Source organism: Saccharomonospora saliphila YIM 90502, assembly GCF_000383795.1.
Classification (GTDB): domain Bacteria; phylum Actinomycetota; class Actinomycetes; order Mycobacteriales; family Pseudonocardiaceae; genus Saccharomonospora; species Saccharomonospora saliphila.
On record NZ_KB912640.1, the window covers coordinates 460,629 to 474,661 of the forward strand.

At 71.9% G+C, this 14,033-nt stretch carries 13 protein-coding genes; 7 read left to right on the forward strand and 6 right to left on the reverse strand.

What is annotated here, in order from left to right; translation table 11 throughout:
• Positions 1-171 precede the first annotated feature (171 nt).
• From SACSA_RS0107330 to SACSA_RS0107340, 3 genes are all read right to left on the reverse strand, one after another.
• Positions 172-543 carry a hypothetical protein gene (locus SACSA_RS0107330; RefSeq protein ID WP_019814652.1) on the reverse strand — a complete coding sequence of 124 codons (372 nt, stop codon included), beginning with the start codon at positions 541-543 and terminating at the stop codon, positions 172-174.
• A gap of 263 nt (positions 544-806) precedes the next feature.
• The gene (locus SACSA_RS0107335; protein ID WP_019814654.1) at positions 807-1,418 is read right to left on the reverse strand and encodes an alpha/beta hydrolase; all 612 of its coding nucleotides are present in this window, start codon (positions 1,416-1,418) and stop codon (positions 807-809) included.
• The gene (locus SACSA_RS0107340; protein WP_019814656.1) at positions 1,418-2,392 is read right to left on the reverse strand and encodes a ring-cleaving dioxygenase; all 975 of its coding nucleotides are present in this window, start codon (positions 2,390-2,392) and stop codon (positions 1,418-1,420) included. The genes SACSA_RS0107335 and SACSA_RS0107340 overlap by 1 nt, the downstream gene beginning before the upstream one ends.
• A gap of 98 nt (positions 2,393-2,490) precedes the next feature.
• Between SACSA_RS0107340 and SACSA_RS0107345 the strand changes: the two genes are divergently transcribed.
• Together SACSA_RS0107345 and SACSA_RS0107350 are read left to right on the forward strand one after the other, a co-directional pair.
• A complete protein-coding gene (locus SACSA_RS0107345; RefSeq protein WP_019814658.1) occupies positions 2,491-2,946 on the forward strand; it encodes a MarR family winged helix-turn-helix transcriptional regulator in 456 nt (151 codons plus the stop codon).
• A gap of 338 nt (positions 2,947-3,284) precedes the next feature.
• On the forward strand, positions 3,285-3,770 hold the full coding sequence (locus SACSA_RS0107350) for a hypothetical protein (protein WP_019814660.1): 486 nt from the start codon (positions 3,285-3,287) through the stop codon (positions 3,768-3,770).
• Positions 3,771-3,886: 116 nt separating this feature from the next.
• Here the strand turns inward: SACSA_RS0107350 and SACSA_RS0107355 are convergent, their stop codons facing one another.
• The gene (locus tag SACSA_RS0107355) at positions 3,887-4,660 is read right to left on the reverse strand and encodes a metal-dependent hydrolase (RefSeq protein WP_028661648.1); all 774 of its coding nucleotides are present in this window, start codon (positions 4,658-4,660) and stop codon (positions 3,887-3,889) included.
• 277 nt (positions 4,661-4,937) lie between these two features.
• Between SACSA_RS0107355 and SACSA_RS0107360 the strand changes: the two genes are divergently transcribed.
• From SACSA_RS0107360 to ligD (SACSA_RS0107370), 3 genes are all read left to right on the forward strand, one after another.
• The gene (locus SACSA_RS0107360; RefSeq protein ID WP_028661649.1) at positions 4,938-8,141 is read left to right on the forward strand and encodes a S8 family serine peptidase; all 3,204 of its coding nucleotides are present in this window, start codon (positions 4,938-4,940) and stop codon (positions 8,139-8,141) included.
• 63 nt (positions 8,142-8,204) lie between these two features.
• Positions 8,205-9,659 (forward strand): non-homologous end-joining DNA ligase, encoded by a 1,455-nt coding sequence (gene ligD, locus SACSA_RS0107365; protein WP_028661650.1) that lies wholly within the window; start codon positions 8,205-8,207, stop codon positions 9,657-9,659.
• Positions 9,656-10,561, forward strand: a complete 906-nt coding sequence (gene ligD, locus SACSA_RS0107370) for a non-homologous end-joining DNA ligase (RefSeq protein WP_019814667.1) — start codon at positions 9,656-9,658, stop codon at positions 10,559-10,561. Before ligD (SACSA_RS0107365) ends, ligD (SACSA_RS0107370) begins: the two co-directional genes overlap by 4 nt.
• An 80-nt stretch (positions 10,562-10,641) precedes the next feature.
• Here ligD (SACSA_RS0107370) and SACSA_RS0107375 read toward each other — a convergent pair whose 3' ends face one another.
• Positions 10,642-11,349 (reverse strand): dienelactone hydrolase family protein, encoded by a 708-nt coding sequence (locus SACSA_RS0107375; RefSeq protein WP_019814669.1) that lies wholly within the window; start codon positions 11,347-11,349, stop codon positions 10,642-10,644.
• A gap of 107 nt (positions 11,350-11,456) precedes the next feature.
• Between SACSA_RS0107375 and SACSA_RS0107380 the strand changes: the two genes are divergently transcribed.
• Together SACSA_RS0107380 and SACSA_RS0107385 are read left to right on the forward strand one after the other, a co-directional pair.
• The gene (locus SACSA_RS0107380; protein ID WP_019814671.1) at positions 11,457-13,067 is read left to right on the forward strand and encodes an ATP-binding SpoIIE family protein phosphatase; all 1,611 of its coding nucleotides are present in this window, start codon (positions 11,457-11,459) and stop codon (positions 13,065-13,067) included.
• Positions 13,064-13,381 carry an STAS domain-containing protein gene (locus SACSA_RS0107385; RefSeq protein ID WP_019814674.1) on the forward strand — a complete coding sequence of 106 codons (318 nt, stop codon included), beginning with the start codon at positions 13,064-13,066 and terminating at the stop codon, positions 13,379-13,381. The genes SACSA_RS0107380 and SACSA_RS0107385 overlap by 4 nt, the downstream gene beginning before the upstream one ends.
• Positions 13,382-13,434: 53 nt before the next feature.
• Here SACSA_RS0107385 and SACSA_RS21930 read toward each other — a convergent pair.
• Positions 13,435-14,033: sugar isomerase domain-containing protein (locus SACSA_RS21930; protein ID WP_019814675.1), on the reverse strand; the 599-nt coding region annotated here is incomplete at its 5' end.

A 14,033-nucleotide genomic window follows, 5' to 3' on the forward strand; every position in this document is an offset into this window, starting at 1 on the left:
TCCCGGGAGCGCGCGCGCCCTCGGCGCGTCCGTCGCCTCGGTCGGCGGTGGCACCGCCTCGGCACCGGGCAGACGTCGGCTCAGGACGTAACTCGTGCGCGCGGCCCAGCCCGCGAGCCTGCCCGCGCGGCGCACCAGCGATCTCACACGCCTGATGCTACTGCGTTTCCATCACCTGTCCGGGTGTTCTCGCCCCGCCGTGCTGAACCCCCAGCGCTCCAGCGCGTCGCGGATGAACTCGGCACCGATGCGGTTCGCGGCGGCGGCGTTGCCTCCGACCGGCCCGCCCGCCTCCACGGCGAGGCCCTCGGCGTGAGCGGTCGCGACAGCCTCGGGGTGGGCAGTGGTGCCGGAAGTCTCGACCACGCGCGCGCGCTCCGCGTGCGGGTGTTTCCAGTGGCCCCCGCAACCGGCCGGGCAGTCCATCTCGATCGTGCGCAGGCAGCCGGACGGCTGCGGCTGCTGCCAGGTCAGCGTGCCCGAGTCGGCGCAAAGCGAGCACTCCTCAGCGGGGTACCTGCCCGAGTCCTCCGCAGTTGGCACAGGCGTCCCTCCGGTTGGGTGCCAGCCCGGAGCCGAGGCACCGTGGGCAATTGACCATGTCGTCGAAGTTCATCGTGCCTCGTCCCCCCGTCGTCCGGAACCCAAGCCCACTATAAATCGCGGGATCGGAGCAACCGCCGGATCGCCGAACGCGCTCCCCCGTTCGCCGCACGCCCGCTGCACCACATCAGCGGTGCCACGCCGTCCCGGCTGACGGCAGCGCGGTGTGCTGCCGCCGGCCGGGACGGCAGCGGGCACGCGGATCAGGAGGGTGTGAGCCAGGATTTCGCGGCGGCCAGCCCATCGACCGTGATCTGGTGGCCCCCCGCGTGCCAGTGTTCGGCGACCTCGGCGCCGCGCTCGCGCAGGACGGCGACGAGCCGCTGGGCGTGCTCCACCGGAGCCATGGGGTCCTGCCGCCCGTTGACCAGCAGGATTCGCGAGCCGCTGAGATCGTGCCGGGGCGGTTCGGGCACCGGCAGCATCGACGCGAACAACACGGCCTCGGTGAGCACGTCCGGGCGCAGCAGCGTCACCGCCGCCGCGATGTTCGCCCCGTTGGAGAATCCCGCGGCGACGAGCCTGCGTCCGCCGAGTCCGTAGTGTTCCCGCGCCTCGGCTACGAAGTCGGCGAGCTGGCCCGCCCGGTAGACGACGTCATCGACGTCGAACACACCCTCGGCCAGCCTGCGGAACCACCGGGCGGCGCCGTTCTCGGACACCGGGCCCGCCGGGACGATCATGGTGGAGGCGGGGGACAACTCCTTGCCGAGGGCGACGATGTCGGACGGCCCGCCGCCCGTGCCGTGCAGCGGCAGCAACACGGGCTCGGCGGGGTTGCCCTCGATGTAGTCGTGTTCGAGTGCCAGTTCCATCACGTCCGCTCCCGCCGCTCGGGATTGTTCTCGGACGGCAGGTCGAGCGCGGGCAGCGCGGCCTCGATCTGGTCGCGATCCGGCTCGAGCCACGGCGGCAGCTTCAGCGCCCGGCCCAGCTCGAGCAGTGGCTCGTCGATCGAGAAGCCCGGCTGGTCGGTCGCGATCTCCAGCAGGGTGCCGCCCGGCTCACGGAAGTAGATCGACCGGAAGTACTGCCGGTCCATGATCGAGGTGACCTCGACCCCGCGCCCGAGCAGTTCCTCACGCCACGCCGCTTGGGTGTGCTCGTCGGGCGCGCGCCAGGCGACGTGGTGCACGGTGCCACCCGCGACGAGGCCCTTGGGCGCGTCCGGGGTGACGAGCACGTCGACGGTGGCACCGGGGCCGCCGTCGCCCGCCGTGAAGCGGAAACGGTTGCCGTCCTCGGCCGCGAAGCTCAGCCCGAGCCCCTCGGTGAGCATTCCCGCTGTGGCGTCCTCCCGCCTCACCGAGAGGGTCACCGAGTGCAGGCCTCGGACGGCGTGCTCGCCGGGCACCGCGGGCGTGTCCCAGGGGTCCCGGGGATCGCCCTGCGGGTGGGCGACCAGCGCCAGTCGCAGCCCGTCGGGATCGCGGAACAGCAGCGCGTCCTCGTCGTCGCGGTTGACCACCCGGCTGGTGGACACCCCCGCGGCCTCGAGGTGCTGCTTCCACCACCCGATCGAGTGTTCCGGGACGGAGAACGCCGTGGTCGTGGCCTGTCCCGTTCCGACGCGGCCACCAGGGGCCTCCCGCCACGGGAAGAAGGTGAGCAGACTGCCGGGCTTGCCCGACTCGTCGCCGTAGTAGAGGTGGTAGGTGCCCGGATCGTCGAAGTTCACGGTGGTCTTCACCAGGCGCAGCCCCAGCGTCCGCAGGTAGAAGTCGGCGTTGCGCTGCGGGTCGCCGCCGATCGCGGTGACGTGGTGCAGCCCGCTGGTCTTGAACGACATGGTTCCTCCTCGCCGGGCGGGTACCTCCCGCCCCAGGGGACTAAACTCTTACCAGCAAGATATATTCCCGGAAGATTACGTCCGGTAGACTGCCCGGCGTGTCGACACACCTTGACGACGACGACATCGTGACCTGGTGGGGCCTGGTGATCGAGGGATACCTCGCGACGCAGGACCGGCTGATGGGCGAGATCGCCGACCGCTTCGAACTGTCCCCCGCGTCGTTCGACGTCTTGATCCGCCTGGTCCGGTCACCCGACCACCGCATGCCCATGACGCGCCTGGCGCGCGAGGCGGCCCTGTCCAGTGGCGGCTTCACCAAGGTCGCCGACCGGCTCGAATCGGCGGGACTGCTGCGGCGCGCCCCCAGCGAGCACGATCGGCGTGTCACCTACGCCTGCTTGACCGACCGGGGGACCGACATCGCCGAGCAGGCCCGGAAGGCGTGCGCCGACGTCCTGCGCGAGACGGTGCTCGATCCGCTCGGCCGTGACACCGCCGAGTCGCTGGCCGAAGCCATGCGCACCCTGCGCCGGGTCAACACACCGCACTGATCCATCCCGGCACCGCGGCGGCGAAAACGACACGGCATCGCCGGAACGGTCGATTCCCCGAACGACGGAAAGCGAACGAGCGGGTGACACCCGTTCCGCCGAACCAGCGTCGGAATCGGTTTCCGGCCCCACAGCTAATACCTCGAACCGGTGAAGTGCGGCGTGGTTCAGGAATGTCGTGGTTAGCGCGGAGCGAGCGAGGGTACGGAATGCGGTGAGGTTCCAGCCTCATCCGCGAGGACCGGACTTCGAGTGGTTTCCTCACACCGAAGACCGGCCCTCCTCCTGTGTGAACACAAGGAAAGGATCATCTCATGCGTTCTGTTCGTCGCGGTGTTGTGACGGCTGCTCTGGCACTTCCTCTGGCCTTCGGCGCCGCCGGCGTGGCCGCCGCCGCCGACAAGGGCGGCGAGACCGAGGCCAACTACGCCGCCTACGAGACCAACTTCGCCCTGGCGGGCCCCGAGGGTGCCGCGGCGGGTGACATCTCGTCCGAGGCAGCCCACTTCAGCTTCGACGCGGACAAGAAGAACGACAAGGACCGGGACGAGGACAAGGACCGGGACGAGGACAAGAAGCGCGCCGAGAACGCGGCCGACAACGCCGGCATGGCCGACGGCGAGGCCCGTCACGACAACGGCAAGGACAAGGACAAGGACCGCGACAAGGACAAGGACAAGGACCGCGACAAGGACAAGGACCGGGACAAGGACAAGAAGGCCGGCTGGGCGGCCTTCGAGGAGAATGGCGCCGCCGCCGGCCCCGAGGGTGCCGCCGCGTGGAGCACCGACTCCTCGGCCTGGTTCGTCGAGAAGAAGAACTGACCTCGTCGCACTACCCCTTCACGGTGCCCCGGGTTTTGCCCGGGGCACCTTTTTGGCACCTGTCCGACGCTCCCGCACAATGCGGGATCAGTGATCGCGTAATCGAGGACGGCCCCTCAGGCGGAGACCCCGGAGAACACCCCGGCGACCGCATCCAGAACCGCCGACCACACTCCTGGAATGAGCACGACGCCAAGAACGACGAAAAGCGGGAAGAGCACCTTGTTCTCGACCGTCTTGCCCGTGCGGAACCGCAGGAACGCCGGCGGGCGCAGCTCGTACCACGTCTCCCCCGCGATCGGGACCGGGAACAGGAACGGGCATCCCGACTCGGTCAGCGCGTCGCCGAGGCAGTGCGTGAAGCAGCCGACGGCCACCGCGATCCCCAGCCATCCCGACACCTGGTCGAGCTGACCGGTGATGTCGTGACTGTTCTCGACCACCCACCACACCACGGCCCCGCACGCCACGGGTAGCAGCCAGTCGCCGAGCGCGTCCTCGGCGAGCAGGAGCCCGAACACCACCACGCCCACGACCGCCCAGGGCCCACCCGCGGCGGTCCCCGCGGCCGTCGCCGCCCCGAGAACGAGCGCGAACAGCAGCGTGTGGGAGAGGTGCCGGTGGGTCCCCTTGCCGTTCTCGTCCCGGGGCCCCTTGGTCACCGAGTACAGCCCCGCCGAGGCCTTGCGCAGTAACCAGGACAGTGCTCCCGTCACCGGCCCGAGCAGCTTGGACGCCCGCGCACCGGGGTGATCGAGATCGGGAAGGAGCGCGAAGCCCGCCGTGGTGGCGGCGAACACGACCACCTGCGACAGCGCGGTGACTCCCGCCGCGGGCGCGACGGCGAGCCCGGCGCACCACCCGGTCAGCGCGTGGGTGCGACCCATCATGGATGACGTGGACCTTTCGACGACTCGGACCCGGCTCGAACCAGGCCGTTCCGGCACATGCCCGGCCGCGTCAGTCTCCCGGACTCTTCCGCCGAAGTGATCAACACCCCCCGGGCGATCCCCGGCGGCGCTGGGATAGCGACACCTCCCGCGTCGCCGGTGCCCTCTGGTCCACACCCCTACGAAAGTCGGTAATTCCACACGAGCACGTCGCCGTGTGAAACGTTTGTCAAATTCGTAGGGATGTGTGGGCAAGATCGTTGGCGGGAGGTAGGTAGTGACGAGAACGCCCTGGACGACACGACTCGGCATCGCGCTGGTGACCGGCGCGGTGGCCGCGCTCGGCCTCGCAGTGCCGTCGGCGGCGGCGCAAACGAAGCCGTCCTCCGAGGACGGCGAGGGCCGGGAATTCGGGCAGGAGGACCGGGTCCTGCTCCAGCAGGCCGAGCAGGCGGGTGCCGCCGAGGTGACGCTGCTGGTGGCCGCCGAACCCGGACGCACCGACGCGGCGGCGCGGGAACTGGCGTCGGTCGGCGGCCGCGTGACCGAGACCGAACGCGACCTCGACTACCTCAAGGTCAGCGTGCCGCTCGCGCGGGCCGAGCGGGTGACGAAGCTGGACACGGTGAACGCGGTGGACGTCGACGGCCTCCTCGCCCGCGAGGAACCGGCACCGGTCGGCGTGACCGACCCCGTCCCGCAACCAGCTCCGGACGAGAACACACCCCGGGTCAACCCGTACCTGCCCACCGGGGACACGCACGCGGCCCAATTCGGTGAGCGCTTCCCGTTCTGGGACGGCCGGGACACCACGATCGCCGTGCTCGACACCGGAGTGGACCTCGACCACCCCGCGCTGGCCAGGACCAGCACCGGCGAGCGCAAGATCGTCGACTGGTACACCGCCAACGCGCCGGGCTCGGGGGACGGCACGTGGGTGCCGCTGTCCGAGCGCACCTACTCCGGCACCTTCAGCGCGCACGGCCGGGAGTGGACCGCGCCGTCGGGCGAGCACACCGTCGGACTGTTCTCCGAAACCGCGGGCGACCTCGGCTCGAACGGCAGCGAGACCGGCGGTGACCTCAACCGCGACGGCGACCGCGACGACACCTGGGGCGTGCTGCACGACACCGCCACCGGGCAGGTGCGCGTCGACCTCGACGGCGACGGCGACTTCGCCGACGAGGAGCCGATGCGCGACTACGCCGAGGCCCACGACGTCGGCTACTTCGGCACCGACGACCCCGGCACCGGCACGGTCGAGCGCATGGCGTTCGTGGTGCAGACCGACCACCCCGGCTACGTCAACATCGGCGTCGCGGGCGGCGCGCACGGGTCGCACGTGGCGGGCATCGCGGCGGGCAACGACCTGTTCGGCGGCGAGATGGACGGCGCAGCGCCGGGCGCGCGGCTGATGTCGGTCAAGGTGTGCCTGTCCACCCCGTCCTGCACCGCGAGCGGGCTCATCGACGGCGTCATCTACGCGGCCCAGGGCGGCGCCGACGTCGTCAACATCTCGATCGGTGGCCTTCCCGCCCTCAACGACGGCAACAACGCCCGGGCGGAGCTGTACAACCGGGTGATCGAGGCCTACGACGTGCAGCTGTTCATCTCGGCGGGCAACAGCGGTGCGGGCGCCAACTCCGTCGGCGACCCCTCGGTGGCCACCGACTCGGTCAGCGTCGGCTCCTTCGTCACCGACGACACTTGGCTGGCCAACTACGGAGCGGAGTCGCCGAGGGCGGAGAGCCTGCACCCGTTCTCCTCCCGTGGCCCCCGGGAGGACGGCGGCTTCAAGCCCACCGTGGTGGCCCCGGGCGCGGCGATCTCCACGATCCCGCGCTGGCAGCAGCCGGGACCGGTGCCCGGCACCTACGACCTGCCCACCGGTTACGCCATGTTCAACGGGACCTCGATGGCGGCGCCGCAGGCGACCGGCGCGGCGGCACTGCTGGTGAGCGCCTACAAGGCGCTGCACAAGGGCGAGCGTCCCCCGGTGGAGGTGCTGCGCTCGGCGCTGACGTCCACGGCCCGGTTCGTGGACGGCGTCCCGGCCTACGCCCAGGGCGCCGGGCTCATCGACACACTGAAGGCCGTGCGGTCGATGCGCGGCCAGCGGCAGGACTCCGTGACCACGTCGGTGCCGGTCCGCACCGCGCTGTCCGACCAGCTGTCCACACCGGACGTGGGCGTCGGCATCCACGACCGGGAGGGCGTCACCGTCGGTGAGTCCTACACCCGCACCTACACGCTGACCCGTACCTCGGGTCCGGACCGGCCGGTGCGCTACCGCGCGGACTGGGAGGGCGACGACGGCACGTTCTCCTCGCCCCGGCACGTCCGGCTCCCACTGAACGAGCCCGTCGAGTTCGACGTGCGTGTCACGCCGGACTCCCCTGGCGCGCACTCGGCGCTGCTCCGGCTCGACGACCCCCGCACGACCGGCGTCGACGTGCAGACGATGAACACGGTGTTCGCACCACTGGAGGTCACCGGCGACGAGGACTTCACCACGCGTGCCTCCGGCACGGTCGGCCGCAACCAGGTCCGCAGCGTCTTCGTCCGGGTGCCGGAGGGCACCAGCGCCCTGACGGTCGCGATGGACGCCGGTGGCGGCGACGGCGCGGGGCAGGTGCGGTTCACCCGGTACGACCCGACCGGCATTCCGGTCGACTCGACCTCGTCGATCCACTGCTACAACCCGGACGCGGGCGGCGGCTGTCCGGGTGGCACGGCGACGAGCCGCACGGTGACCGACCCGATGCCCGGGGTGTGGGAGCTGGTGGTCGACGCGCGCCGCACCTCCGACGCCGACGCGGCCGAGTGGTCGCTGACCGCGTCGGTGCAGGGCTCCACCATCAGCCCCGACCCGGACGTGCTCGACGGGGTCACCCTGGGTGAGCAGGTGGCCCGCGAGTACACGGTGACGAGCACGCTGGGGTCCTTCACCGGCAGGCTGACCGGCGCGCCGCTGGACAGCGCCCGTGCCCTGCGGCCGGACATCGCCGACGGCGAGACCCGGTCCTACGAGGTGTCGGTCCCGGCGGGGGCGACCGAACTGCGCGCGAGCATCGGCGGCACCTCGGACGGCGGCGCCGACCTCGACCTGCTGGTCTACGACTGCACCACCGGGTCGTGCGCGCTGGCAGGCTACAGCGCGGGCGGCGACTCGGAGGAGTCGGTGGCCCTGGCCGACCCCGCGGCGGGCACCTGGCGCGTCGACGTGGACGCCTACGCGGTACCCGCCGGTACGACCGAGTACGACTACCTCGACGTCTACGCCGCCGACGGCCTCGGCCGGGTCGAGGTGTCCGACAGCGATGCCGAACGCCCCACCGGCGGCTCGTGGACCGTGCCCGGCACCGTGGTGGCCGAGAAGGACCCCGGCCGTGGCCGGGTGCTGCGCGGGGTGCTCACCGTGCGCACCGAGGACGACCTGCGGGTCGGCAGCGGCGAGGTGCTGGTGACCCCGGCCGGATGAGCGACGGGCCCACCGGTCGCCGTGGCGGGTGATTCCGGCACGGCGACCGGGTACCCGCCGCGCATGGCGGCACGACTCGACGAGTACCGGTCGAAGCGGCGGCCGGGCCGCACGCCCGAGCCGCTGCCCGACCGGGCCGAGTCCTCCGGCGCGCCACCCGGCCACGAGCGGCACGACTCCCCGGGTGGCGCGTTCGTCGTGCACGAGCACCACGCCCGCAGCCTGCACTGGGACGTGCGGCTCGAACGCGACGGCGTGCTGGTCTCCTTCGCGGTGCCCAAGGGACTGCCGGAGGAACCCGGAACCGTGCGGCTGGCCGTGCACACCGAGGACCACCCGATGGAGTACGCGGACTTCTCCGGCCGCATCCCCGAGGGCGAGTACGGCGCCGGGGAGATGACCATCTGGGACCGGGGCCGCTACGAGACGCGGAAGTGGTCCGACGACGAGATCTCGGTCGTCCTGCACGGCGAGCGTGCGCGGGGCCGGTACGTCTTCTTCCGCGGCGGCTCGCGCTGGCAGGTGATCCGCTCCGACCCGCCCTCCGACCCCGGCGCGGCGCCGATGCCGGAGGTGGTGCGTCCCATGCTGGCCGTGGCGGGCACGCTGCCCGCCCCGGAGGAGGAGCGGGCGTGGGCGTTCGAGTTCAAGTGGGACGGCGTGCGGGCGCTGGCCCGGGTCGAGGGCGGGCGCGTGCGGCTGTTCTCCCGGCGCGGTGACGACATCACCGCGACCTATCCCGAGCTGGCCGGCCTGGGTGCCGAGCTCGGCACCACCCGCGTGTGGCTCGACGGCGAGATCGTGGCGCTGCGGGACGGGCGTCCGAGCTTCTCCGCGCTGGGGGGCCGGGTCCACGCCTCGCCACGCCGGGCCACACAGCTCGCGGCGCGGCAGCCGGTGACCTACCTGGTGTTCGACCTGCTGTACCTCGACGGCCATTCGTGTCTGGATCTGCCGTACGAACAGCGCAGGCGACTGCTCGACAAGCTCGGCCTCGACGGGCCGCACTGGCGGGTGCCGCCGCACTACACCGGGGACGGGGCGGCCGTCGTGGCCGCCGCCGCCGAGCAAGAGCTCGAAGGTGTGCTCGCCAAGCGGCTCGATTCGGTCTACCGGCCCGGCGAGCGTGGCACCGCCTGGGTGAAGATCACCGACTTGCGCACGGCCGAGGTGGTCGTCGGGGGTTGGCAGCCCGGCACGGGGCGTCGGGCAGGCACGTTCGGCTCGCTGCTGCTCGGGATTCCGGACGAGGACGGGTTGCGCTACGTGGGCCGGGTGGGCACCGGATTCACCGACGACGCCCTGCGGAGCCTGCGCACGAAGCTGAACAGGATCGAACGCCGGACCTCGCCGTTCGCGGGCGCGGTACCGCGTGACCGCGCGCATGCCCCGCATTGGGTCAGCCCGAAGCTGGTCGGGGAGGTCGCGTTCAAGGCATGGACCAACGACGGCAGGCTGCGGGCGCCGACCTGGCGCGGACTGCGCACCGACCGCGATCCGGGGGAGCCCGCGTCGTGACCGGACAGCTCGTCGAGATCGAGGGACACCGCATCCGCCTGTCCAACCTGGACAAGGTGCTCTACCCCGAGACCGGATTCACCAAGGGCGCGGTGCTGGACTACTACGTGCGCGTGGCGGACACGCTGCTGCCGCACGTGCGGGACCGGCCGCTGACGCTGAAACGGTACCCGGACGGGGTCGCGGCGAAGTCGTTCTTCGAGAAGAACGTCTCCGGCCACGCGCCCGAGTGGGTGCGCACGGTTCGCATCGAGACTCCCGGCAGTTCGCGGGGCGCGGAGAAGGCCGACTACGCACTGGTGCAGAATCTGTCCACTCTGGTCTGGGTCGCCCACCTGGCGAGCCTGGAACTGCACGTTCCGCAGTGGACGGTCGGACCGAGGGACGGCAAGCGGCGCCCGGACCTGCTGGTGTTCGACCTCGATCCCGGCGAGCCGGCGACGATCGTGGAGTGTTGCACGGTGGCGGCCTGGCTGCGCGACGCGCTGGCCGACGACGGGCTCGACGCGCACCCCAAGACGAGCGGGTCGAAGGGCATGCAGCTCTACGTCCCGGTGCGCACCCGCTCCGACGATCGCACCAGCGAGTACGCGAAGGACCTCGCCGAACGGCTCGAACGCGAGCACCCGGAGATCGTGGTCTCGCGGATGGCGAAGCGGCTGCGGCCGGGCAAGGTGTTCATCGACTGGAGCCAGAACAACACGAAGAAGACCACGGTGGCGCCGTACTCGCTGCGCGCCCGGCCGACACCGACGGTCTCCACGCCGGTGACCTGGGACGAGGTCGGGGCTTGCCGGAAGCCGGACGATCTCGTCTTCCACGCCGACGACGTGCTCGCCCGCGTCGACGACCACGGTGACCTCTTCGCGCCCCTGCTCACCCCCGATCGCCCCGCACTGTGAGCGGCCGCGCACCTCCCGGCGCGCCTGCCGTGCGGACGGGCTCCGCGCTCCCCGGCGACGGCGGGCGCTCTCCGCGCGGGTCAGTGCAGGAAGTCGTCGAGGAACGTCACCGTGCGGCCCCAGGCGAGCTCGGCGGACTCGGGGTCGTGCGACGACGTGTCGGCGTCGGCGAACGCGTGCCCGGCGTCGTAGTGGTGCACGGTGACCTCAGGGCGGTTGGCCACCGCGGCCTCCACCGCGGCGGCGCTCTCCGTCGACAGGAAGGGGTCGCGGTCGCCGACGTGGAACATCACAGGACACTCGATGCCCTCGACGCGGTCGAGCAGGTCGGGCACCGCCGAGCCGTAGTACGACACCACCGCGTCCGGCCCGCGCCCTTCCACCCGCACCGACGTCGCGAGCAGGTAGGCCAAGCTCCCGCCGAGGCCGAATCCGACACCGCCCACCCGGCCGGTGCACTCCGGCATGGCCCGCAACCGCGCCAGGGCCGCGGCCATGTCGGTCACGGCCCCGTCGACCTCGTGTCGCCGCGCGAGGGGCGGGTTCTCGGCGGGACCCGGCTCGCCGGTGCTGTCGAGCCGGTGTCGCGCGCGCCGGAACACCTCGGGCACCAGTACCACGAACCCGTGCCCGGCCAGGCGTTCGGCCTCCGGGGGCGGGTCCTCACTCGCGACGGCCTCCCGCAGCAGGATCACCCCCGGTCCGTGCCCGCGCTCGGGCAGCACCCGGTGAGCCCCGAACGCCCCGCCGTCCGGGGCCGTGATTCTCTCGTAACCGCTGGTGACCACGCACAGGCATCCTGCTCCGCGGGCCCGGCCGTGCCAACCCGGAAACGACGAGCGTCACGTTCGCCCGCACGCTGCTCGGGTACCCGTCGGACACTATGCTCTCCCCTATGCCTTGGGCGGTCGAACCGAACAACGCCGCTGACCGCCTTCGTCGTATCGAGGCGGTCACCGATACCGCACTGGCGCACCTGAGCGTCGAGCAGCTGTTCGAGGAGCTGCTCAACCGGGTCCGGGACCTGCTCGACGCGGACACGGCCACGGTGCTGCTGCTGGACAGCAGCGGAGAGCAACTGGTCGCGACGGCGTCCTCGGGCATCGAGGAAGAAGTGCGGCAGAACGTGCGCGTGCGGGTCGGCGAGGGCTTCGCCGGCCGCATCGCCGCGGAACTCAAGCCCTACCTGATCGAGAGCGTCGGTCCGGAAACCGTCGTGAATCGCATCCTCTGGGAGAAGGGCATCCGGACCATGCTCGGCGTGCCCCTCCAGGCACACGGCGAGGCGCTCGGCGTCCTGCACGTGGGCACCCTCGGCGACCGGGTGTTCGGCGACGAGGACGTGCGCCTGCTCCAGCTCGTCGCCGACCGCATCGCGCTCGCGACCCGGAGCCGGTTGTCCCACCGGGATCGTGCCGCGGCGGCGGCCGTGCAACGCTCCCTGCTGCCCGCGCGGCTTCCCACCGTGTCCGGGATCGAGTTCGGCTCCCGGTACACACCCGGCGAGAACATCGACGTCAGCGGCGACTGGTACGACGTGTTCACGGTGCCCTCCGGGTGGCTGTGCACGGCCATCGGGGATGTCGTGGGCAGGGGCCTTCCCGCCGCGCTGGTCATGAGCCGCATCCGCACGGCCACGCGTGCCTACGCGATGGAGACCGAAGATCCGGCGGAGGTCCTGGCGAGACTCGACCGGCACGTGCGGCACTTCGAACCCGACGCGATGGCGACGATCGCCTTCGCGATGTGGGAACCATCACACGAACGGGTGCACCTGTCGCTGGCGGGTCACGTGGCGCCGGTTCTGGCCTCCCCGGACGAGGAGACGGTCCTCGTTCCGGCCGAGGCGGACGCGCCCGTGGGTGTCGGCTCCTCCACGCGTACCCGGCGTACGACGACGGTCGAGGTGCCCAACGGGGCGACGCTGTTCTTCTACACCGACGGCCTCGTCGAGCGCCGGGAACGCTCGCTGGAGAACGGACTCGCCACGCTGTGCGAGGCGGTGCACCCCGGCCCGGCGGACGCGGTCTGCGCGGAGGTCATGGGCAAGCTCGTCGGCTACGGGGCCACCAACGACGACGTCGCCGTGCTCGCCGCCCGCAGACAGGACGCGGACAACCTGCGCACGCTGTCGTTCGAGGTGGACGCCGTGCCGGAGGCACTGGCCGAGATCCGCGCGCAGCTGCGGCGCTGGCTCCCGGGCGTCGGCGCCTCCGAGGACGACGTCACCGACGTGCTCGTCGCCGTGGGCGAGGCGGCGGCCAACGTGATCGAGCACGCCTACGGGCCGGGCGGCGGCAAGGTCGGTGTCCGCCTGGAAACCCACGGTGCGGAGGTCGGCGTCGTCGTCGAGGACACCGGCACCTGGCGCTCCCCCCGTGGGACGCACCGGGGGCGGGGCACCGATCTGATGCGCCAACTCTGCGACGATGTCCGCGTGGAGCACGGACCGCACGGCACCAACGTGCACCTACGCAAGCGTTTGTCAGGGGACCAGCCGGAATGACCACCGCCGATGTCGAGGTGCGCCCGCACGAGACCAGTGTCGACATCGCCGTCAGCGGTGAGATCGACCTGTCCAACAGCGACGTGGTGCAGCAGAAGATCTTCGCCTCCATCGACAACCGCCTCGTCGAGGTGCGGCTCGACCTCGCGGGGCTGAAGTACCTCGACAGCGCCGGATTGCGGGTGCTGTTCGCGCTGGCCGAGCGCCTGAAGCTGTTGCAGACCTCGTGCACCGTGCTGTCGCCGGTCGGCTCCCCCACGCGGCGGGTGCTGGAGATGGCGGGCGTCGGCGCGGTCGCCGACCTGCGGCCCTGAGCCGGACACCCGCCTCCTGCCGGCACCCGTGGCCGGTGTGCCCGGCGCACCGCTCACCGGTCCAGCTCCGGGATGCGGGAGGCATAGCGGGCTAGGAGATCGGCGTTGCGCTCGTCCCCGCCCGCCACGTTCGCGCTGGTCCAGACCGGTAGCCGTACACCGCGCTCGGCGGCGAGGTCGTCCAGTTCGGCCAGCAACGCCGACCACAGGTAGGCCCCCACGACCGTCGACACCGCCGCGGTGCGCGGGGCACCGTGGGGGTGGACGACGTCGCCGGGCGGCACGCCGGTGTCGAGCACCACCGTCGCGTGGTCGGCCAGCCGGGTCCCGCTGCGGTCGGTGGCACCGGCGGAGGCGGCGAGGGAGGTCACTGCGACGACCGGAATGGCCCTGGCCAGCGCCTCGCGCGCGATCTCCACCGGGTACGGGTTACGGCCGCTGGTGGAGAACACGACCACCACGTCCTCCGGCCGCGGCCGCGCCGAGGCCAGCACCGCCCGCCCGCGCCCCGGTTCCCGCTCGGCCACGGAGCTGGTGCGCGCACCGGACAACGGCAGCACCGCCGGGTCCCACAGCGGTCGCACCGGCGCCAGACCGCCCGCGCGGTAGAACGTCTCGCACACCATGGCCAGCGAGTGCCCGGCGCCCGCCG

Bases quoted from the DNA above. Each gene is read 5' to 3' on its own strand.
- SACSA_RS0107385 (WP_019814674.1), top strand. From the start codon at position 13,064: ATGACCACCGCCGATGTCGAGGTGCGCCCGCACGAGACCAGTGTCGAC.
- SACSA_RS0107355 (WP_028661648.1), bottom strand. From the start codon at position 4,660: ATGATGGGTCGCACCCACGCGCTGACCGGGTGGTGCGCCGGGCTCGCC.
- SACSA_RS0107380 (WP_019814671.1), top strand. From the start codon at position 11,457: ATGCCTTGGGCGGTCGAACCGAACAACGCCGCTGACCGCCTTCGTCGT.
- ligD (WP_028661650.1), top strand. From the start codon at position 8,205: ATGGCGGCACGACTCGACGAGTACCGGTCGAAGCGGCGGCCGGGCCGC.
- SACSA_RS0107335 (WP_019814654.1), bottom strand. From the start codon at position 1,418: ATGGAACTGGCACTCGAACACGACTACATCGAGGGCAACCCCGCCGAG.
- SACSA_RS0107340 (WP_019814656.1), bottom strand. From the start codon at position 2,392: ATGTCGTTCAAGACCAGCGGGCTGCACCACGTCACCGCGATCGGCGGC.